Source organism: Granulibacter bethesdensis CGDNIH1, assembly GCF_000014285.2.
Lineage (GTDB): Bacteria > Pseudomonadota > Alphaproteobacteria > Acetobacterales > Acetobacteraceae > Granulibacter > Granulibacter bethesdensis.
Genome location: NC_008343.2, coordinates 1,590,378 through 1,611,626, shown reverse-complemented (window position 1 = coordinate 1,611,626; position 21,249 = coordinate 1,590,378). Strand labels below are relative to the sequence as shown.

The 21,249-nt window shown below is 57.8% G+C and carries 16 protein-coding genes; 4 read left to right on the top strand and 12 right to left on the bottom strand.

Translation table 11 applies throughout. From position 1 onward, the window contains the following. Positions 1-21: 21 nt before the first annotated feature. Positions 22-1,545 (bottom strand): protein translocase subunit SecD, encoded by a 1,524-nt coding sequence (gene secD / locus GBCGDNIH1_RS19760; protein ID WP_050748545.1) that lies wholly within the window; start codon positions 1,543-1,545, stop codon positions 22-24. Positions 1,546-1,777: 232 nt separating this feature from the next. Between secD and GBCGDNIH1_RS19755 the strand changes: the two genes are divergently transcribed. Further along, positions 1,778-2,785, top strand: coding sequence for a Gfo/Idh/MocA family protein (locus GBCGDNIH1_RS19755; protein WP_011632147.1), 1,008 nt, complete (start codon positions 1,778-1,780; stop codon positions 2,783-2,785). Between the two features lie 55 nt (positions 2,786-2,840). On the opposite strand, the gene GBCGDNIH1_RS19750 is transcribed toward GBCGDNIH1_RS19755, so the two are convergent. The 6 genes from GBCGDNIH1_RS19750 to GBCGDNIH1_RS19725 form a co-directional block, all read right to left on the bottom strand. Continuing rightward, positions 2,841-5,561: a S8 family serine peptidase gene (locus GBCGDNIH1_RS19750; protein WP_011632146.1), complete on the bottom strand. Its 2,721-nt coding sequence runs from the start codon at positions 5,559-5,561 to the stop codon at positions 2,841-2,843. Positions 5,562-5,654: 93 nt separating this feature from the next. Continuing rightward, positions 5,655-5,891 carry a hypothetical protein gene (locus GBCGDNIH1_RS25030; protein WP_011632145.1) on the bottom strand — a complete coding sequence of 79 codons (237 nt, stop codon included), beginning with the start codon at positions 5,889-5,891 and terminating at the stop codon, positions 5,655-5,657. Between the two features lie 128 nt (positions 5,892-6,019). Continuing rightward, positions 6,020-6,610: a hypothetical protein gene (locus tag GBCGDNIH1_RS19740; protein ID WP_011632144.1), complete on the bottom strand. Its 591-nt coding sequence runs from the start codon at positions 6,608-6,610 to the stop codon at positions 6,020-6,022. 91 nt (positions 6,611-6,701) lie between these two features. Next, positions 6,702-7,883 carry a lipid-A-disaccharide synthase gene (gene lpxB, locus GBCGDNIH1_RS19735; protein WP_011632143.1) on the bottom strand — a complete coding sequence of 394 codons (1,182 nt, stop codon included), beginning with the start codon at positions 7,881-7,883 and terminating at the stop codon, positions 6,702-6,704. Between the two features lie 13 nt (positions 7,884-7,896). Then, positions 7,897-8,799, bottom strand: coding sequence for a carbon-nitrogen hydrolase family protein (locus tag GBCGDNIH1_RS19730; RefSeq protein WP_011632142.1), 903 nt, complete (start codon positions 8,797-8,799; stop codon positions 7,897-7,899). Then, positions 8,796-9,443: a GNAT family N-acetyltransferase gene (locus GBCGDNIH1_RS19725; protein WP_025318860.1), complete on the bottom strand. Its 648-nt coding sequence runs from the start codon at positions 9,441-9,443 to the stop codon at positions 8,796-8,798. The genes GBCGDNIH1_RS19730 and GBCGDNIH1_RS19725 overlap by 4 nt, the downstream gene beginning before the upstream one ends. A 185-nt stretch (positions 9,444-9,628) precedes the next feature. Between GBCGDNIH1_RS19725 and GBCGDNIH1_RS19720 the strand changes: the two genes are divergently transcribed. Further along, on the top strand, positions 9,629-10,975 hold the full coding sequence (locus GBCGDNIH1_RS19720) for a lytic transglycosylase domain-containing protein (RefSeq protein WP_096912886.1): 1,347 nt from the start codon (positions 9,629-9,631) through the stop codon (positions 10,973-10,975). Positions 10,976-10,989: 14 nt separating this feature from the next. On the opposite strand, the gene GBCGDNIH1_RS19715 is transcribed toward GBCGDNIH1_RS19720, so the two are convergent. Next, entirely contained in the window at positions 10,990-12,189 is a 1,200-nt protein-coding gene (locus GBCGDNIH1_RS19715) for a serine hydrolase domain-containing protein (RefSeq protein ID WP_025286880.1), read from the bottom strand. 409 nt (positions 12,190-12,598) lie between these two features. Between GBCGDNIH1_RS19715 and GBCGDNIH1_RS19710 the strand changes: the two genes are divergently transcribed. Further along, complete coding sequence (locus GBCGDNIH1_RS19710; protein WP_125911010.1) at positions 12,599-14,323, top strand: hypothetical protein; 1,725 nt, start codon at positions 12,599-12,601, stop codon at positions 14,321-14,323. Between the two features lie 98 nt (positions 14,324-14,421). Here the strand turns inward: GBCGDNIH1_RS19710 and GBCGDNIH1_RS19705 are convergent, their stop codons facing one another. From GBCGDNIH1_RS19705 to GBCGDNIH1_RS19690, 4 genes are all read right to left on the bottom strand, one after another. Beyond that, positions 14,422-14,883 carry a MucR family transcriptional regulator gene (locus tag GBCGDNIH1_RS19705; RefSeq protein WP_025318864.1) on the bottom strand — a complete coding sequence of 154 codons (462 nt, stop codon included), beginning with the start codon at positions 14,881-14,883 and terminating at the stop codon, positions 14,422-14,424. 430 nt (positions 14,884-15,313) lie between these two features. Next, positions 15,314-16,630: a homoserine dehydrogenase gene (locus tag GBCGDNIH1_RS19700; RefSeq protein WP_025318865.1), complete on the bottom strand. Its 1,317-nt coding sequence runs from the start codon at positions 16,628-16,630 to the stop codon at positions 15,314-15,316. Then, positions 16,623-17,867, bottom strand: a complete 1,245-nt coding sequence (locus GBCGDNIH1_RS19695; protein WP_025318866.1) for an LL-diaminopimelate aminotransferase — start codon at positions 17,865-17,867, stop codon at positions 16,623-16,625. The genes GBCGDNIH1_RS19700 and GBCGDNIH1_RS19695 overlap by 8 nt, the downstream gene beginning before the upstream one ends. Positions 17,868-17,977: 110 nt before the next feature. Next, positions 17,978-19,168, bottom strand: coding sequence for a hypothetical protein (locus tag GBCGDNIH1_RS19690; protein ID WP_157692006.1), 1,191 nt, complete (start codon positions 19,166-19,168; stop codon positions 17,978-17,980). Positions 19,169-19,319: 151 nt separating this feature from the next. Here GBCGDNIH1_RS19690 and GBCGDNIH1_RS19685 point away from each other — a divergent pair, with 151 nt between their 5' ends. After that, positions 19,320-21,203, top strand: coding sequence for a PHA/PHB synthase family protein (locus GBCGDNIH1_RS19685; protein WP_011632134.1), 1,884 nt, complete (start codon positions 19,320-19,322; stop codon positions 21,201-21,203). The last annotated feature ends 46 nt before the right edge of the window (positions 21,204-21,249 follow it).

Genomic DNA, 21,249 nt, shown 5'->3' with positions numbered 1-21,249 from the left:
TTTCCTTTCCGATTCAGCGCGTCAGACGGGCAATTCAGCGGGACGGTTGCGGGCGAACCACTTCACCATCAACAGCCGTGCCAACATGAAATTGGTGAACAGCGTGGTGGCGATACCCACGGTGATCGTCACCGCGAAGCCGCGCACCGGGCCGGTGCCGAACACAAACAGCATGACATGGGCCAGCAGTGCGGTCATGTTGCTGTCCAGCACAGTGGCCCAGGCCCGCTTGAACCCGGCCTCCATCGCTGCAACGGGTGGACGGCCTGCTTTGGTTTCCTCACGGATGCGCTCATTGATCAGGATATTGGCATCCACCGCCATACCCAGCGTCAGCAGGATACCCGCCATGCCGGGCAGCGTCAGCGTCGCTTCCAGCAGGGACAGCGCGCCGAGCAGCATGAACAGGTTCATGAGCAGCGCGAGGTTGGCCATCCAGCCGAACAGGCCATAGAACAGGCCCATGAACAGGATCACCAGTACGAAGCCAGCCGCCAGAGAATAGGCTCCGGCGCGGATACTGTCGGCCCCCAACTCCGGCCCCACACTCCGTTCCTCAACCACGGAAAGCGGGGCGGGCAGCGCACCGGCGCGTAGCAGCACCGCCAGATCCTGCGCGGTTTTGGCCGTGAAATTGCCGGTGATCTCGCCGCGTCCATCCGGAATCACGGATTGAATGACCGGCGCGCTGATGATGCGGTTATCCAGCACGATGGCGAAACGCTCACCCTGATGGGCTGCGGTGATGTCTGCTACCTTCCGCGCGCCTACGCCATTGAATGTGAAGCTGACCGACCATGCACCGGCACGCTGCTGGTTCGGCACAGGCCGGGCATCGGTCAGATCGGCGCCATCCACATCCGCCCGCCGTTTGACGACCAGCTTCTGCCCGGTTCCCTCCTCCGGCAGCGCAATATCATCCGGCGGCACGGCGGCAGGGGTGGCCGACGCATCGACCATATGGAAAGTCATTTTCGCGGTGGTGCCCAGCAAGTCCTTGATCCGCTGCGGATCGTCCACACCGGGAAGCTGTACGACGATCCGGTCCTCACCCTGGCGGGCAATGTTCGGATCGACGACACCGGTCTGGTCGATACGGCGGCGGACGATTTCAATCGACTGCTGCACCGCAGCCGTTGCCCGGTCATGCAAAGCGGCTTCGGGCAGGATCAAGGCGATCTGGCCGGCTTGCGCGCCCTCCAGAGCCTTGACCTCAACCTCTCTGACCCCATTGGCGGAGACCTCATTCTCGACCGCCTTGCCGAGCGCCGCGACGGCGGCATTCAGCTGGGCGGGATCGCGGGGACTCAGCACGATGCGGTTGGCATCCGGTTCCGCCTTCAGACCGGTATAGAAAATATGGGCATTGCGCATCGCCTGCCGCGCCGTGTCTGACAGCGACTCCAGCCGTTCCCTGACCACGGCTTTCATGTCGATCTGCATCAGCAGATAGCTGCCTCCGCGCAGATCAAGGCCGAGATGGACCGTGCGCCAGGGCAGCCATGCCGCCGGGCGTGCCATCAGATTCGGCAGGCAAAGCAACATGCCAAGCAGGCAGACAAGATAGATCGTCGTGGTTTTCAGACGGCTGAAATACAGCACGGCAGAACGTTCCTCCGGCGGTGGGGCCGCGATTTTATGCGGTTAGGAAACCATTTGGGGCGGCAGATGACACGGGCGAGCCTCCCATGGCAAGGCGGCATCTCTTCGCAATAAATAAAAGGCCGGGCCGGCAGGAGGCTGGCAAACGCCGCAACCCCTGCTAAACCGGCAGGCCATGAGCCAGACACATGATACGCTGCCTTCAGGATCGACCCTTCGCATCGGGCTTGCCGGTGCCGGTCATTTCGGGCGGTTTCACGCCCTGAAAATCGCCTCAAGCCGCCGGGCGGTGCTGGCAGGCATCTTCGATCCCGATGAGACGCGGGCGCTGGTGCTGGCGAAAGAAACGAAAACTGTGGCGTTGGGCTTTGATGCCTTACTGGCGCAGTGCGATGCAATTGTCATTGCCGCCCCAGCCGAGGCGCATTTCGCACTGGCCGAGCGTGCTCTGGCAGCCGGGCTGCATGTGCTGATCGAAAAGCCTATTGCTGCCACTCTGGAGCAGGCAGACCGGCTGGCGGCGCTGGCCGAGGAAAAAAGGCGCGTGCTGCAAGTAGGGCATCTGGTGCGCTACTCCGCCGAATACGCGGCGGTTGCGAACCGTATGGAGCGGCCACTTTATATCGAGGCTACGCGCATTGCGCCGTTCAAGCCACGGGGCACCGATGTCTCGGTGATTCTGGATCTGATGATCCATGATCTCGATCTGGTGCTGGCGCTGGTCGATAGCCCGATCCTGTCGGTGGATGCGGTGGGTGCCCCCGTTGCCGGGCCGCATGAGGATATCGCCAATGCCAGGCTGCGTTTCGAAAACGGAGCGGTGGCGACCATCACAGCAAGCCGGATTTCGCTCAAGACCGAGCGAAAAATGCGCCTTTTTGCGCAGAATGGCTACATGTCCGTGAATTTTATGGATCGCAAACTGATGATGATCGGACGGGATCGCGGCCTGCCCATTCCCGGCGGACAGGGTGCCCGAATCGAGGAAACCGGTTGGAAGGATCATGACGCTCTGGCGGCGGAGCATGAGGCTTTTGCCGCTTCGATCCTCGATGGTGCTCCGGTTCTGGTGAACGCCTATGCTGGCAGGCGCGCCCTGGCTGCGGCTCTGGCCGTAGCAGAGAGTATGAATGATACTCGTGCCCGTCTGGAGGCCTCCGGCCTCATACGTCACGAGGGATAACGGCAGGTCAGGAAGAGGGAACTACCTTCTGTCCCCTCTTCTTTCTTGCCTGCTTTTAGACCATGAAGCTGTTACTGTTCAGGGAGGAGATCCCTGTCAGAGTAATGTGCGTATTGTCACTCAGCGTCATCGACAGGCCGGCTGCACTTTGTGTTGCGTTGGCGAGAACAGTCTGCACCACGTTGTCGCCATATCCCTGTAACTGGATGAAATCTTTTCCGACCTGGAAATTGCTGATTGTGACGTTTCCTCCGGCCTGTCCGTTGGCGAACAGGAACAGATCGGTGGAGGCACTGGCCCATGCGTTGCTGGTGCCACTGCCGAAGCCGACGGCGTAGGAACCTGTCTCTCCGACGATAGTGGCATTGGCGCTGTTGGTGAAGATGGCGGCATTCTGACCACCGAACAGGGTGGTGGCGCCCTGATCCATCACCACCAGATCGTGAGAGCCATTGCTGAGGATAGTGCTGCTACCTGTGCCGCCAAAGACGGTGTTGTTTGCTCCGGCTGTCACCAGGGTCGATGCACCTGTATTGCTGCCATAAAGAACGCTGGAGCCGCTTTCACCAAACAGTATTGATCCGGAACCATTGGCAGCCAGTTGGTTGTTCCCGCTGTTGCCACCAAGAATGGTATCATTGCCGCCACTGCTGCCGAAGACGGTGACGTGTGCGCTGCCGCCGTTGACCGATAATGTGCCCGTTCCACCAACGATGGTGCTGGCCCCTCCCGTACCCACGAAATTCAGCTGGGCTGCATTGGAGAAGATTGCGGCATGACCGGAGGCATTAACCGTAGCAGCCCCCTGAAGCGCAGTGATGGTATCATTACCGATAGACTGAGCGATTCCCGTGCTGCCTCCCAGCAGAACACTGTTATTCCCACGACCGGGAGCCAGAAGCTGTCCGGTGCCTCCGACCAGCGTATCGTTTCCATCACCGCTGAAAAATGCGTCAATTGATGGCGTGAACCCAGAAGAAGGAATCGCATGGGTGGTTGAGACATATGTCTTAACCCCGTTGATGCTGATTGTGTTGTTTGGCAGATCGGCTGAAACGGAGCCTGTCACGGCCGAGGCATTCATGATGACGTCTGTATTGGCGCTGGGCACGATTGCATAGGCCCGACCAGGATCATGAGTCACCTGATCTGCGTAGCTGTCAGTGTAGAGAAAGGATTTATAGCTGTACTGGCTGCCGCTGAGTCCAAGATTGGCGGAGTTGAGTGAAATTGGTGTGCTGCCCTGATTGGTAATCGTGACATGCCAGCGGCCTGTAATCTGGCCGGAACTGGACAGAACGGTCGAATCTTCACCCATGAAAGCAAAACTGCCAAGGCTGAAAGATCCCGGCCATGCAACGTTGGCTGATTCTTTAGAGACATTCGGCGTTTGGTCAACAAGGTTGACAGATGTTCCGGCAGGCGATTCGAGGGTAACTGTCAGCGCACTCGTATCCGGCGCATTGAGAGATAACAGAAGATCGATATGCTCCACACTCATCAGATTCTGATAGCCGGGATTGAATGTATAGCTTTGTCCGGCTGCGATGGTGATCGGGCTGGAGGGAGTAAAATTGACATTTTGCTGTGTAACGTTCAGTTCGGATTTGCTGAAGCCTTTCATGCCATATTCGGTTAGCACGCCATAACTTTCTGCGACCCGCACAGCGGCATGTGCATCAACCAGTCCAAATCCATAATCGCGACTGAAATGGAGACCTCCGCCATTGCCGGTTTGGGCTCCATTGTCCAACCATGATGTGTCGGAGGCATCATTCTGCCGTGCCGTATAGGCCATGATCTGCTGAACATCACGATAGCCGAGGGAGGGGTTGGCCTGCAGCATGAGGGCAGCTACGCCACTAATAAAAGGCGCGGCTGCTGACGTGCCGTTAAATCCATATGTATTATTACCCGCATTACCCGGCGTTTTGTTGTAACCGTCTGAACCTGTCCGGTCAGAAGTCACGATCCCGCCTGTGGGCGTGGTTGTGCTTCCTCCCTCACTTCCTGGTGCAGAAATCAGCAGATTTGCGCCTGCAGAACTGTATGACGAATAGTGTCCATTTCCATCAATGGCAGCGACAGCAATGGTAAATCTTGAATTGGTATTATTATTCAGATTGGCATCGTCATCATATTTGCGGGCATTTCCGTTTGAAAAAACGATGACAGTGCCTTTCCCCTGTCGGCCATAAGTCGCGAGTGCGGAGATGGCGATGCCTTCCTGATTCTGGCCGCCTGACCAGTTATCACTGAAAACAGTTTTGGCATTTGGGCCTACGCCGGGATTGGTCGGTCCCCAGCTGTTATTGATGACATCGACATTTGCCAGAAGTGCTTTGGAAAAGCCGATGGTTGTTGCCTTTTCCGTTGCGTCACTATCCCGGCTGTCATCCGTCTGATTGCCCAAAACTCGCAATGATAACAGTGTTACGCCTGGGGCGACACCCGTCCCGCCAATAGCGTCGTTGATACCGGCGCCGATAATGCCGGCGACTGCTGTACCATGATTGTCATTGCCAGTAACAGGGCCTCCCCCTGGTGTATCGCTGACGGCATCCCAGCTTTCTGTTGTATCGACGCGCCCGGCAAAGTCGGGGTGATCAAGCTGAAATCCGGTATCCGCGACGGCTACTTTCACTCCAGCGCCGGTATATTCTGACCATAACGGGAGAACATTGATATCAATTCCAGCAATATAACCGTTAAACTGACCTGTGTTCAGCAAACCCCACTGATATTTGAAAAGAGGATCGTTTGGGAGAGTGGCCATAATGGGTGCTTTCCATAATCAAGATTACCCTTATTTACATTCAAAAATCCTGACAAGGAAATAATTGTTTGATTATGGAATATTTATTATTTTTCATGTGATATATTTAAGATATCTGATTTGTCCCGGCAGGATATCGGCGCAAAATGTGCTGCCTGTCATCGCTGCGCCAACTAGCTTATTGTCGATCAGGATCTCTGGCTGGATGGCCATCGCGATGGAACCCGTACTTCCGTAAACCCAGATAGGGCTCTGCCCGGATGGTAGTTCCGGCATTCTTGACGCAACATCAGAATAATGCAGGCCGGAGAGAATCGAACACGCGATCATCAGACCGTGTCAGTCCTACGCCAGATATCATGAAAAGGCTGTTGAGGAGGTACTTTGTCATGGCATGCATGACGTGCACCCTTTGGTCAGGCTGGCTGAAATGCCTTGATAAAGCCCTTGATCAACTGTTATGCGACTTCATAACGATATTCTTCCAACAGACGTCTGACAGTGACTGGACGTGTATCGGAACGACGTACGAAAATGGATAAATCACGCTCGCGGGCGATGGGGCGCGCAACAGTCTCAACAATGTGGTAATGTTGACGCGTCGTGTAATCGTGCAGGGCGATGCATGCATCCGTTGGAGCATGCAGTAAAATCTGCATGAAACATGCAACACGGAACCGTCCATCCACCAGGTAGAAGTCGCCTTCCGACCAGGCGGGATCACCCCAGCATTCCTCATGATAGTTGGGCCAGAGAGGACGCTTGCTTAAATCGGTTGGTCCACCCAATGCAGTAATCGGGCCTATATCAACAAACCGCGTGACAGGAAAAACGGGTGTGTTGGCAGAACGGCAGGTGTTTTCAACATGCTGTAGCCAGTCGATGGAGGAATCAGTTGTATGAATGCTTTTGCCGACATGTTGGGCGGCAAGGCAGGTGCTGCCTCCTGCTCCGAATTCGACATAATTTTGGGTCGACCCTAGAAAGGTGGTCAATAACTCGATTTCTTTTTCATGCATGGCGAGCGGCATTAGCAGGGTCACAATCACTCAACCTTATGCAATCAGGAATAAACAATACGTGTATCGATAACATCCCTGATGGTTGTTGTCGATTTACCAACCGCAATCAGCTGGATGATTATTGGCCCAGCACCTCCATGATGGAGGCCGCAGCGGCAGAGGAGGGCAGTCCATCTGACGCATGCCGATTGGGCGCATGCAGGGAAGCAACCACTGCCTTCAAGGCCTGTTTCTGGCTGTCGGCGGCACCCATGCCATTTGTATCAGGGGCATTGTTCATCAGGCTGGTTAAAACCGCAGCTATTTTTGTGGGCGTGCAGTTTTCCTGAAGAAGTTCCGGAACGATTTCACGGCCTGCCAGCAGGTTGACCATGGCGACATACGGTACACGGATCAATCTGCGTGCCATCATGGCGGTGATGCGGTTGACGCGGTAAGTCACGGCCATCGGAACGCCGCCCATGGCCAATTCCAGCGTTGATGTGCCGGATTTAGTCAATGCGGCCTCGGCGGCGGCAAACGCATCGTGTTTGTCGGCAATGTCGGTGATGAAAATCGGTTGCACCGGCCAGGATGAGACAGCCCCCCGCACCGTATGCGCCGTGCTGGAGGCGAGTGGAATAACAGGCGTGATGGTGGGGATATTCTGCATCAGCAGACGCAGGGTCTCGCCATAGACGGGTAGCAGCCTGCCTGCCTCATTGGCCCGGCTGCCGGGCATCAGCACGATAACGCGGGCATTATCGGCCAGACTATGCCGCGCGCGGAATCGGGCGGCATCCCCCTGATCAGCCCCGGATTCCAGCACCGGATGACCAACGAATTGCCCCGGCACATTGCGCTCGGCAAACCATTTTTCCTCGAAAGGCAGCAGACAGAGCATCCGCTCCCACAGACCGGGAAACCGTTTGACGCGATGTTCCCGCCACGCCCAGACCTGTGGTGCGACGTAATGCACCCTTTTGATGCCGAAAGGCTGTATGGCGCGTAACAGACGCAGACAGAAGCCGGGACTGTCGATGGTCAGCACCAGATCGGGGCGGCGGGTTTCAATATCCTGAACCGTCTGTTGCAACCGTCGTCGCAGTTTCAGCACCCGTGGCAGGATTTCAATCAGCCCCATGACGGCCAGCTCATGCATGGGAAACAGGCTCTGGAAGCCGCATTCTTCCATGCGAGGCCCGCCAATCCCCGCAAAGCGGATCGACGGGTTGATGGCTCGCAATGCATGGATCAGCCTGGCGCCGAGTACATCACCGCTATGCTCGCCGGCGACGATATAGATCAGCGGAGCTGTCACGCGTTGTCTCCGCTCACGCTATTTCCAGTGGTCCGCGTGGCAGGATGGCGCATTGGCCGACCGATGCCGGCCAGTCACGATGATTCAAAACGCCGCCATTGACTCGCACGTCCTGAATTTTCGCCGGATCAAGCGCGGCATAAATCCAGCCCGGCTCATCCAGTGCACCGCGGGCCAGCATGCCATCTTCGGGAAAGCCGCGATCCACCGGGCCATACACGGCTGCATAGCCGCGATTGGTGTCCAGTGCACCTGACCATGCAGCATCGCCCACCGTGGGAGCCACGGCGACATAGCACTGGTTTTCCAGAGCCCGTGCCCGGGCGGAAAAGCCGACGCGGTTATAGCCACGCAGCGTATCGGTGCAGCAGGGCGCCAGAATCAGCCAGGCGCCGGCTTCTACCTGCGCACGGGCCAGGGCGGGGAATTCGGTATCATAACAAATAGTCAGTCCTATTTTGCCCCACGGGGTTTCAAAAATCCCCGGTGGCGCGCCGGGCGAGACGAACCAGTGTTCGTTTTCGAACCGTGTCATCACCCGCTTGTCCTGAAAGGCGACGCTACCGTCAGGGGCAAAGAGCGGGGCGCGGTTGATCGTGATGCCATTCGGCCCGCGCACCGGCACGGAGCCGGGGGCCAGCCAGACGCCATATTTCACGGCGGTATCCCGCTGGGCCGCCAGAATTCCGGCCGCGCGGGCACAGACCGCGTTCAGCTCCGCATCGACATCGGGGCTGGAAACATAGCCGCCGGCAACCTCGACACAGGCATATTCAGGCATCAGCAGCAATTCGGCTCCAGCGGCGGCAGCTTCGGCCACCAGGCGGTCGAGCTTGGCGGCGTAGCCTTCCAGCGTGACCCCTTCGATCGGATAGGCCAGCACACCGATCTTCAGGGTTTTTGCGATGCTGCTCATCCCTTGCTCTCTTCCGGCAGAGGGGCACCGGACAGGGATTTGATCCAGAATGTCAGTTCCTTTTCGGTCTCCTCGGCTTCTCCGACATCTTTCCATGACATGCGGCAGGTCAGGGAGGGGAAGGGCGTGAAGCCGCGACGGGTCCAGAATTCATGCAGCGGTACCCAGTCTGCCGGCCGGGACGGATGATTCTCAGGCCGCTTCACCGAGCAGAACGTGGCGTAGTCGCAGTTGGAGACGCGTTTCGCATGGGCTTCCCGTTCCCGGAAGAAGGCAACACCAACACCGCAGCCGCGATATTCGGGCAGCAGAACGCTTTCACCGAAATAGAAAAACCGCGCCGGATCCCATCCACGCTTCCTGAACGGCTCGGAGACATTTTCTTCCTCCTCAACCATGGGCAGACAGGTAGAGGCTCCGACAGCGCGCGCTCCGTCCCATGCCAGCACCACCCCTGCACCGGGACTGCGCACATAGGTCTGAAGGTAGCGCTGTTCATAGGCCTGATCACCATCGTACAGATAGGGCCATGTGCGGAAGACGCTCAGCCGCAGGCGGGCAAGCGCGGGAAGCACTGGAACAAGCGCCTCTCCGGACAGGGTCTCAATGCGCAAAGAAGGGGAGGAGGAAGATGTCTGGCTCATGATGCGTGCATATTGGGGTGATCTGCTGAAGGCAAGATGCCGTCCCTGTTCCAAACTGCAGCAGGAATATCACGGAAAGGCAGAAGTAAGAACGCAAATGCCAAGTCGCATCAGATGCTTGTAGCATTTTCATGATGTCATCTCTAGGATGCTGCAGCATCTTTCGGAAACCCGTGAAGGCGGATATGCAGGGTTTGGGGAACGAAATGCCCGAAAACGGGTCGCTCGGCCTTTTTGCGAGGCGCCTTGGCACTGTGGCGAGTCTCGGTGCCCTGTGCGCTTTGGCGGCCTGTGGGGGGCATTCCGGGCGGTCTGCCTCTTCCTATGGTGGCGTTCCCTATGACGGCAGTGGCGGAGAGGAATACGGATCAAGCGGTGAATATACACCCCCTGGTCCGCCCTCCGATCCATGGGGGCCATACATCAAGGAAGCATCACAACGCTTTTCTGTACCCGAAAGCTGGATTCGTGCCGTGATGCGGCAGGAAAGTGCCGGACGCTCCACCGCCGTTTCTTCAGCCGGAGCTATGGGATTGTTGCAGCTGATGCCCGGTACATATTCCCTGATGCGGGATCGTTATCACCTCGGGGATGATCCGTACGACCCGCATAACAATGTGCTGGCGGGAACGGCCTATATCCGGGAAATGTATGACCAGTACGGTTCTCCCGGCTTTCTGGCGGCCTATAATGCAGGGCCGGGGCGGTTGGCTTCCTATCTGAACGGAACTGGCGGCCTGCCGGGTGAGACTGTCAATTATGTCTCGATCATTGCACCTCGTCTGGGGGGCGGTTCCTCTCCCGCAACATCTGCGCCCGTGATGGTAGCACAGGCTGCCCCTCAGCGACGTTTTGCCACAACGGCCAGCAGTTCCGCCTGTGATTCTGATGCGGCCTATGATCCGTCGCGCCCCTGCCAGCCTGGTGCAGCCAGTGGCATGACAGGAGGCGTTACACTGGCTTCTTACGGAGGGGCCGCACAACCGTTCGTGTCGCACGGGCCGACCGCGGAAAACTGTGACAAGGATTCGGCCTTCGATCCCTCCCGACCATGCCGGGATATGGGGGCGCAGGTTGCAACAGGACAGGGGAGCGTGTCTGCATCAGCCTTGCCTCCACCTGTTCCACCCTATGGCGGCAGTCTCTATCCTTCCGGGCAGACGAACAGCTATGGGGCGGCTTCATCTTATCCGACTGCAAGGGTCATGACGCCGCCAACGGTTGCGTCACGTTATCAGCCGACAGCTCCGGTGGTGATCCCGGCTACCTCCGCAGCCGGAGGTGGTTGGTCCGTTCAGGTCGGTGCTTTCGCCAGCCGTTCTCTGGCACAGACCGTGGCCAGCGGAGCCCGGAATGCGGCCCCGGCATTGTTGCACAATGCACAGGTGACGATACCGACAACAGCACCTTTTGGCGGAAATGTGCTCTATCGTGCCCGGTTGACCCAGCTGACTGCTGCACAGGCCAGTCAGGCCTGTAATGAACTCAGTCGCAGGCAGCTTTCCTGCATGGTGGTTCCACCCGGCTCCTGAGTGGGAAAGGCGCTTTAATTTTTGGCTGCTGCGGCCAGGATGTTGAGAACGTCGAGGGTCTCGGCCTCATCCTGTTCGGCGCCGTAATCACTCAGTTTGACGACGACGCTGCGTGAGACAGGATCGACATAGATATACTGGCCATACACCCCGATGGCGGAGATATCGTTGATATCCGATTCCGTGTGCCACCATTGGGCGGAATATTCCAGCCCGTCGACCCGGGCAGGCGCGGGCTTGTAAAGGCGCTCGATCCAGAATTCAGGAACGATCTGTCTGTTCCCGACACGGCCGCGATCCAGTACGAGCTGTCCGATTTTGGCAAAATCCCGTGCAGCCGCATTGATGCAGCAGAATGCTTTTTCGCGCCCCCCCGGATGATCCAGATTCCAGTATGCGGCACGCTTGGCTCCGATCGGATCCCAGATGCCTTTCGACAGGATTTCGGATAGTGTCAGATGCTCTACCCGCGACAGGATCAGGCCGAGGATCTCGGTATCCACACTGCGGTAGACGCCCTTGCTGCCCGGCGTAAAGGCCAGAGAGTGATGGGCACGGATATAGGCCCCCAGATCATGCGTCAGGTACATCCCGGCAGTGCCCCGGAAAGGACGCCAGGGATTGTAGTTCTCGGGGATTGCCAGACCGCTGGTCATATCCAGCAGATTGCGCACAGTAATGCGGGGATCAATGCCTGCTTTCTGAAGGTTGGGCAGCAGAGCCTCCGGCCTGTCATCCTCATGCAGCAATCCCCGCCCGATAGCCTGGCCGACCATGAGTGAAACGATCGATTTGGCCAGAGACCACGACGGAAACAGTGTATTCGGCCCCATGCCATCGCGGTACCATTCCTGTGTGATGACTCCTTCATTGACCACGACAATCGCATTGGTCCTGGTTGTATCAAGGAATTGTTGAACGGAGACCTGCTGACCTTTCCATGGCACGGTTTTGATCCAGGGACGAAAATTCTCCTGGAACGGACGCGGATAGGAGGAAGGCGGAATTTCCCGGCTTGCAAAAAGTGTTCCCCGTTGGGATGGCTCGACAAAAGCCAGCCGTGCCAGTGTCACCGGATCGGGCATGTTTTTGTAAGCGGTAAATCCCCATGCGAATCCCCCAATAGCAATGGTACCGCCCGTTGCGCCGAGAAACGCCCAACGCCATAGCCGGCGTAGCGCATTTTGTTGGGAGGGTGCTTGATCTGGGGTCATGGAAAATAAAATCTGCATTCTCAAATAATGTCTTCGGCTTTTACCATCGCTGAAATCCAGGCGGTGTGTAAGGGATGGAAAATGAAAATTCATTGATCATGCCGTCACCGACATCGGGGGCGGGCAGAGCATCGGCCTTCCTGCATCACATGACTGGATGTGAATGTCGTATGGCCCAGCTTGTTGATATTTCGATAAGAAAACAAAATATCCCGGCATCGTTAATCTTGTTTCTGTGATTCTCAATGGAAGTCTCAACGTGGCCGGTCATTATCCAACGGCTGATCTAGCAGGCTTCTTGCCATCAAATGTTCGTTGTATGTTCACAATGTCTTGGAAGCTTCATTTTTATCGAACTGTGTCTGGCCGTAATGAGCCGCTCACCGAAACGATTTATAGCGGGGAGCTCATGCGCAAGGCGCATTCAGCATTCAAGTGCAGCTTACTGGCAGCGACGGCAGTTGCCGCGGCCAGTTTTCAAACCGCCCATGCGGACAGCATGGACGACAAGGTTGTGGCCATCGAGAAACAGATCCAGGCTTTGAAGGGCGAGCTGCACCATGTGCGTTCCGAGCTTGCTCGTCGTGACAAGGATATTGTCGCGGCTCATCAGGAGGCAAAGCAGGCTCAGGAAACGGCTATTCGCAGTGAAGCCGCCGCACGTCAGGCGACGCATGCGCTGGATATGCAGCCTGCCGGTAACCTTGGCAGTATCGTCGGCATCACGCGCAGCAGCCCGGCCTATGACAGCGCAACTTCTGCGCAGCTGGCGGATGGCGGCAAGACCCAGGGTGCTCTGCGCCTGGGCCCGGTGACGATCACAGTCGGTGGCTTTATCGAAGCGGCCAGTGTGTTCCGTACAACCAGTGAAGGGGCTGATATCGCCTCCAGCTGGAACGGCATCCCGTTCCGCAATAACGTGGCTGGCAATCTTTCGGAATTCCGCGAGACAGCGCGTCAGAGCCGTGTGTCGCTGCTGGCACAGTCTGATGTGGGCAAATACACCCATCTTGCCGCCTATCTGGAATCCGACTTCCTCGGCGCTGCACCGACTGCAAACTCTACGGAGAGCAACAGTTATAACCCGCGTCTTCGTCATGGTTACCTGACGATCGACCGCAGCGATATGGGCCTCCATCTGCTGGCTGGTCAGACCTGGTCGCTGTTGACGCAGTCTACTTCCGAGATCACGCCGCGTAAGGAACTGACACCGTTCACTATCGATGCCCAGTACGTGCCGGGCTTCGTCTGGACCCGTCAGCCGCAGATCCGTCTGTGGAAGACGCTGGATAACCACCGCGTCAACATTGCTATGGGCCTCGAAAATCCGCAGACCAGCATGTATGTCGGTCCTAATCAGGTGACGACGGCTGGTCAGTCGGCGACCGATACGGCTCTGGGTGGTGCGACCGTCACCTATGCTCAGGCTGGTGGCTCCGGTTATGCCGGCACCAATAACTATTCTCTTGATCCGGCACCCGATATCACCGCGAAGGTTGCTTTCGATCCGGGCTATGGCCACTACGAACTGTTCGGTGTGGCGCGCTTCCTGCGCACGCATGTGACGTATAACGGCAGCGGCACCAGCCAGGTCGTTCCGGCAGGTGGTGGTGGCGCATCCTTCGTCATCCCCATGTTCAACAAGAAGGTTACCCTCCAGGGTAACTTCCTTGCCGGTGTTGGTATCGGCCGCTACGGCAGCTCCCAGCTGCCGGATGCGACATTGGGCCGCAATGGCGATCCGGTTCCGTTGCCGGAAGTCATGGCCATGGTGGGCGTGGTCGGCCATCCCCGTCCTTCGCTCGACCTCTATGCCTATGTGGGCACGGAGCAGGAAGGCTCCCGTTCCTACAGCGCGAATGGTAAAGGTTACGGCTACGGCAGCCCGCTTTACAGCAATGTCGGATGCTCGATCGAAGGTGCTGCCGCTGGCACCTGTGTCGGTAATACGTCTGGTATCGTGCAGGGAACCACCGGGTTCTGGTGGAGAGCCCTGAAGGGGCCGTACGGCACCGTTCAAACCGGCCTGCAGTATTCCTATACCGAGCGGACTGCGTTCAAAGGACTGGGCGGCTCACCGGTTGCCCATGCGCATATCGCGATGTTCAGCATCCGTTACTATCCGTTCCAGTAATAATGAAACAGGCCGGGGAGGAGACCCCGGCCTGCGCTTATTCTGAACCCGGATATAATAGACCGCGCCTCATGGAGATGAGACGCGGTCTATTCGTTTCAGGCTGTTGTCTTGCGACGTCGACGAGGCGCCGCAGGGGCTTCAATCTCATCGAACTCCTCGCGCGTTTTGCGGCCCAGACCATTCTGTTTCGCAAGGCTGGAGCGTCGCTCTGCATAGTTGGGGGCAACCATGGGATAATCAGGTGGGAGGCTCCAGCGCTGACGATACTGCTCGGGAGTCATGGAATAGGCGGATTGAAGATGCCGCTTCAGCATTTTCAGTTTTTTGCCGTCTTCAAGGCACACAATGTAATCCGGAAAAACTGAACGCTTGACGGGAACAGCCGGGGTCAAACGTTCCGGCTCAACAACAGGTGTCCCGATCGTGCTGAGTGTATGATGTATCTGCTGAATAAATGAAGGGATTGCTTCAGCTTGCACAGAATTATGGCTGATATGGGCGGCAACTATCTGGGCCGTTAATTCAAGCAGACGGGATGGGGGGGTATCGTCCGACAAATTGCCTCTCCTGCTAAAAAATAGGCTGACTATTATTAGGCAAATAAAGTCTTCATGGCAATTTTTTAGTAAAAAATTATTTGCCTTCCATATTCCGGACTGAACATAATGAGATTTGAAAAAATAACAATGATTTTTCAATCTCTTATAGGATATTATATTATAAAATACAATTTAATCATACCTATCAGAAATATGGCTAAATAATTTTGATTCTGTAAGGAACAGAAGAATTCATTTCGGAGGAAAAATTCCCATGCAAAAATAAGCACATAAAAGGCATTTATTATTCAAATTCACTTTATCATCAAATATTCCGTAAGCCTGTCACGGTCAAACGGGTCTATAATTAAAAAAACTGCCTGACAGAGGATTTTCCTTCATCAGGCAGTTTCCATCAGATCATAGAGTAGAAAAATGATCCCTAAGATCAGTTCTTTTCGATACGGATCAGGGCCGGACGTTCCTGCACTGCATTGAGTTCCGAGATCATGATGAGCGCATCCTGCATGGATGCTTCGGTTGTTTCATGTGTGACCAGAACGATCGGTACGGTCTCACCTGGATTGCGCCCGTTCTGCAGCATGCTTTCGAGAGAAATACCGTGATCGCGTAAAATGGCGGTTACATCGGCCAGCACGCCGGGACGATCGACCACCATGAGACGCAGATAATAGGCTCCGTGATGTGCGTTGATCGGCACGGCCTGCGCCTGAGTCAGTGCGGAGGACTCAACCCCCCAGGCCGGTCCGGCGCGTCCGCGGGCGATGTCCAGCAGATCGGCCACGACGGCGCTGGCGGTTGGTCCGCTGCCGGCTCCGGGGCCTTCCATCTGGATTCTGCCTACGAAGTCACCCTCTGCCAGCACGGCATTGAATACGCCGTCTACATGCGCAATGGAGGTGCCTTCCGGAACCATGCAGGGATGGACGCGCGCGGATACGCCCTCCACATCGTGCTGGGCGATGCCCAGCAGCTTGATGCGGTAGCCGAGCGTCTGTGCAAATCCGATATCAAGGGCCGTGATGCCGCGAATACCTTCGATATGGACATCCTGGAACGAGACCGGGCGGCGGAAAGAGAGAGCAGCCAGAATGGCCAGCTTATGGGCTGCATCCACCCCATCAATGTCGAAGCTGGGATCGGCTTCGGCATAGCCGAGTGCCTGTGCTTCAGCGAGAACATCACCGAAGTCCCGGCCCTGTTCCCGCATCACGGTCAGGATGTAGTTGCAGGTGCCGTTCAGGATACCGGCCACACGGCGGATGCGATTGGCACTCAGGCCTTCGCGGATGGTTTTCAGGATCGGAATGCCGCCGGCCACCGCGGCTTCGAAGGTAAGCGGCACGCCATGCTTTTCAGCCAGTGCGGCAAGTCGTGCGCCATGCACGGCGATCAGCGCCTTATTGGCGGTAACGACCGGCTTGCCAGCCTCAAGCGCCGCCTCGACCAGAGTGGCGGCCGGCCCGGAGGAGCCGCCAATGACCTCCACCACGACATCGACATTCGGATCGGAGGCCAGAGCAGCCGGATCTTCATACCAGCGCACGCCACCCAGATCGACCCCGCGATTGCGGGAGCGATCACGCGCAGAAACCGCAACCAGATCCAGCCGCCGACCGGCCTGCGCCGCGAGCAGAGGCGCATTTTCCGTCAGGATGCGTACCACGCCCGCACCCACAGTGCCCAGTCCGGCAATACCGATACGTAGCGGAGAAGCAGAGGAAGAGAGGCATGTATCAGGCATGTTCGGAAGCTTTCTCGTTGGTATCGGCACCGGGATCGCTATCCGGCTCGGCAACATTGGAATGGCCTTGCAGGAAGGCGCGGATATTGCGGGTGGCCTGACGCAGGCGCTGGGTATTTTCGACCAGCGCGATGCGGACATGGGAGTCGCCATACTCGCCGAAGCCAATGCCGGGGGCCACGGCGACCTTGGCGCGGGAGAGGAGCAGTTTGGAGAACTCCACACTCCCCAGATGCGCGTATTGCTCCGGAATGGGTGCCCAGGCAAACATGCTGGCTTCCGGGGACGGCACATTCCACCCTGCGGCATGCAGGCCGCGGATCAGCACGTCACGGCGTTCCTTGTAGAGCTTGCGCATATCGGCGACGCAATCCTGCGGGCCGTTCAGGGCGGCGACGGCGGCAATCTGGATCGGGGTGAAGGCACCATAATCCAGATAGGATTTGATGCGGGTCAGCGCATTGATCAATCGCGGATTGCCTGCCGCAAAGCCCATGCGCCAGCCTGGCATGGAATAGGTCTTGGAGAGCGAGGTAAATTCCACCGCAATATCCTTGGCCCCCTCGATCTGAAGGATGGAGGGCGGGACGCGATCTCCGAAGTAAATCTCGGCATAGGCGAGGTCGGAGAGGATGTAGATCTCGTGCTTGCGCGCAAATGCCACCAGCTCGCGGTAGAAATCGAGATCGGCCACCCAGGCGGTGGGATTGGAGGGAAAGTTGACGATCAGCGCGGTCGGCTTCGGTACGGAGTGCCTGACGGCGACATCCAGCGCCCGCAGCATGGTCTCATCCGGTGTGGCCGGAATGCTGCGCACGGCGGCTCCGGCGATGATGAAGCCGAACTGATGGATTGGATAGGACGGGTTCGGAACCAGAATCGTATCACCCGGGCTGGTGATGGCGGCCGCCAGATTGGCCAGCCCTTCCTTGGAGCCGAGCGTGGCGATGACTTCGTTTTCCGGGTTCAGGGTGATGCCGAAGCGGCGCTCGTAATAATTCGCCAGCGCCTTGCGCAGCCCGGTAATACCCTTGCTGACGGAATAGCGATGGGTGCGGGGATCCTGCACAGCCTCGATCAGCTTGGCGACGATATGCGGTGGCGTAGGGCCGTCGGGATTACCCATGCCGAGGTCGATAATATCCTCTCCCGCCGCACGGGCACGGGCCTTGGCACCATTCACCTCCGCGAAAACATAGGGCGGCAGGCGGCGGATACGGTGAAACTCTTCGGGCATGGATGCAATCCGGTCAGAGACGCTGAAAGGTGAAGGGAAACTTCTATACAGAACTCCCTGCAGAGAGGGAATTCACGCCTGATTCGCCTCAGGCGTGCATGGAAGGAGGATCAGTTGGTCAGGCGTATGGCCCCGCCTGTACCCAAAGGTTCGGCTTCCATCCGCACATGGCTGGCAGGGATACCGGCGCGCTCCAGTGCCAGGGTGACGGAACGGGCGCGTTCAAGCGCCAGTTTCATGGCATCACTCTGGGCGGTCAGGCTGGTATTGACGGCTTCCCCGAAGCCGATTGCCACGATGTTCTGGCCCGCATGTTTCAGTGCATATGCATTGATCACAAGGGTTGCATCCTTGTTGATGACTGCGGATCCGGCAGAAAAAGCAACGGGCGTGAGTTGCAGGGCAGCCCCTTTCAGCAACACGGGCGGCCCGGGAGGAGCAACCGGAGGCGTGGGATGGGGCGTCGGACCACGCAGCGGAACGCTGACGCCGGACAGATTCGGGGGAGGTGGAGGCGCGTTTGGAATGGAAGGCGCAGGCCCGGTGTTGGCCAGTTTCGATTGATAAGGCTGGGCGGGCAGGCGCGTGATACCTGCATCAGCGGTAACAGGCTTGTCCGCGTCTTTAACGGCCTGTGCCAGCGAAACATTAGCCGGAGGGGGGGCTGCCGGCGTTGCGGGTGGCTTGGCCGTTGCCCCTTCCATATTGGCGGAAATACCACTGTCTTCTGCGGCGGGATCGGTCGCAGATGGGGCCGCAGCAGAAGAAGGCGCAGAATTGGCCGGAGCCGTATCCTGATCCGGTTTCCGGGTCGAAGCAGCCGCTGAGGCCGGAGCATTCGGCGACGACCCTGAAGATGGTTGTTTGCCCTGATCGGAAGGCGCAGCACTGTCCTTGCCTGCGGTCGCCTTTTTATCTCCCCCTTGCGGCGATGGGGTGTTCGGAGAGGGCAGAGGATCAGTTTTCGCCTGATACTCGGCATTGCTTCTGGCAGCGGCCAGAAGGCCGGCGATTTTATCCCGCTCCGCCTGGGTCGGCATCACGGGACGAGGCGGCACAGAGGCGAAATTGCCGTATGGTTGATCCACGCCGGGCGGCGGGGGGCGTTGCCCGGCAATGGCGCCGCCTTTCAGATCATGCCACCAGCCCACCGGGTTGAAGCCACCACTATTCCGGCCGCATCCGCTCAGGGACAGGCCGCCCAGCAGGCTCCCCAGAATAGCCAGAACCGGTTTCAGTCGTCCTGGACGGAGCGCGCTCTGATGGGGCATCGCTCTGAAAAAGAAATGGTTTCGTTGCATCGTATGTTCCGCTTCAGCACCCACATCATCGGACGGAGGCGGCTTTCCCTCAAGACCCGCAATGCTTTATGAGCGCTATGAAGCGGTCATCATGCTGAAAGAGTCCTTGAATTTCGCCCGGGGGGCAAGGGCTGGCATCTGAACCGGTGCGATGGGAAAGAAACGCCATATGCAGACAGGGGAGGAACGGCCTCATGAGGATATCAGGCCGGTACTGGCTTCAATAGCGGAGCGTTCCCGGCGCCTTGTCCTCGACTGGCTGGCACGGGTGGAGCAGGAAGGGCCGGTTGAAGCCCTGTTGGCCGGTCATGCTACTGATGGCCTGCCGCTGGCGGATATGGCGCCGTATATGATGCGGATCGGCGGCGCCTTTCTGGAAATGGCGGCGCGTCTGGCCCATGATCCGGCCCGTCTGGCACAGGCCCAGCTTGGTTTCTGGCGGGATTATCTGGTGCTGTGGCAGCAAGGTGCGCGTCGTATGATGGGCCTGCCCCCGCAGGAGGATCTGCCGGATGTGACGCTGACCGGCACTGGTGAGGAGGCCCGTAAGCGTGATCGCCGATTCCGTGATCCACTCTGGCGGGAGAACGAGGTTTTCGATTTTATCCGGCAATCTTACCTGCTGTCCGCCCGCTTCATTCAGGATCAGATCGGACAGGTCGGCGGCATGTCGCCCGATGCCGCGCGCAAGGTGGATTTTTACACGCGCCACTTCATTGATGCGATGAGTCCAGCCAATTTTTGGCTGACCAACCCTCAGGTGCTGAAGCGGACAATCGACACGCGCGGCGAAAATCTGCTGCGCGGGCTGAACAATCTGCTGGCCGATCTGGAGCGCGGGCGTGGGCGTCTGCGCATCCGCATGACCGATATCGAGGCTTTCCGTACGGGGGAGACAATTGCTACCTCGCCCGGCTTCGTCGTCTATCGCAATACGATGATGGAGTTGATCCAGTATGAGCCACAGACCGAACGGGTTCTGCGTCGTCCGCTGCTGATTGTCCCGCCCTGGATCAACAAATTCTATATTCTCGACCTTCAACCTCATAACAGCTTTGTCCGCTGGGCCACAGCGCAGGGGCATACAGTGTTCGTCATAAGCTGGATCAATCCGGATGAGACGCTGGCCGGGAAAAGTTTCGACGACTACATGACAGAGGGGGTGTTTGAGGCGCTGGACGAGATTGCCCGCCTTACCGGAGAGCGAAAGGTTAACGGGATCGGTTATTGTCTGGGTGGTACGCTGCTTGGGTGCTCGGCGGGTGTGCTGGCGGCACGGGGAGATGATCGTCTGGCCTCCACTTCATTTCTGGCCACCATGCTCGATTTTTGTGATCCCGGTGAAATCTCGGTGTTTATTGATGAGGAGCAGCTGCGGGATATGGAGGCCCGCATGAATCGGCGTGGCTATCTGGACGGTACAGAAATGTCGGAGACGTTTAATCTGCTCCGGGCCAATGATCTGATCTGGTCTTTTGTCGTCAACCACTACCTGATGGGCGAGACGCCGGTGCCGTTCGATCTGTTGCACTGGAACAGCGACGGGACCCGTATGCCCGCCCGGATGCATATTTTTTATCTGCGTACGATGTATCGGGACAATCTGCTGGTGGTGCCGAATGCCGTTGCGCTGGCTGGCACGCCGATTGATCTCTCCCGCGTAACCGCCCCTGCTTATTTTCTGGCGACACGCGAAGATCATATCGCACCATGGCGGACGATATACAGGGGGATGCAGGCTCTGGGCGGAGAGCGGCGTTTTGTGTTGTCAGGCGCAGGGCATGTCGCCGGGATCGTCAACCCGCCGGGTATCGGCAAATACGGATACTGGGTCAATGATTGCCTGGCGGATGAACCGGAGGAATGGCTGGCCGACACGACCGAGATCGCAGGGAGCTGGTGGACGGACTGGAATCACTGGGTGACGGCTCTGGCACCGGAAAAATGCGACGCCAGACATGTCTGTGACCATGGGCTGGGACATGCGCCCGGAACCTATGTCAATGACGGCTATATCGGGCAGGGAAGGGCATGAAGCGGTCGGGCTGCCCATTTTCGGTTCGGCAGCAGGAATAAACTTG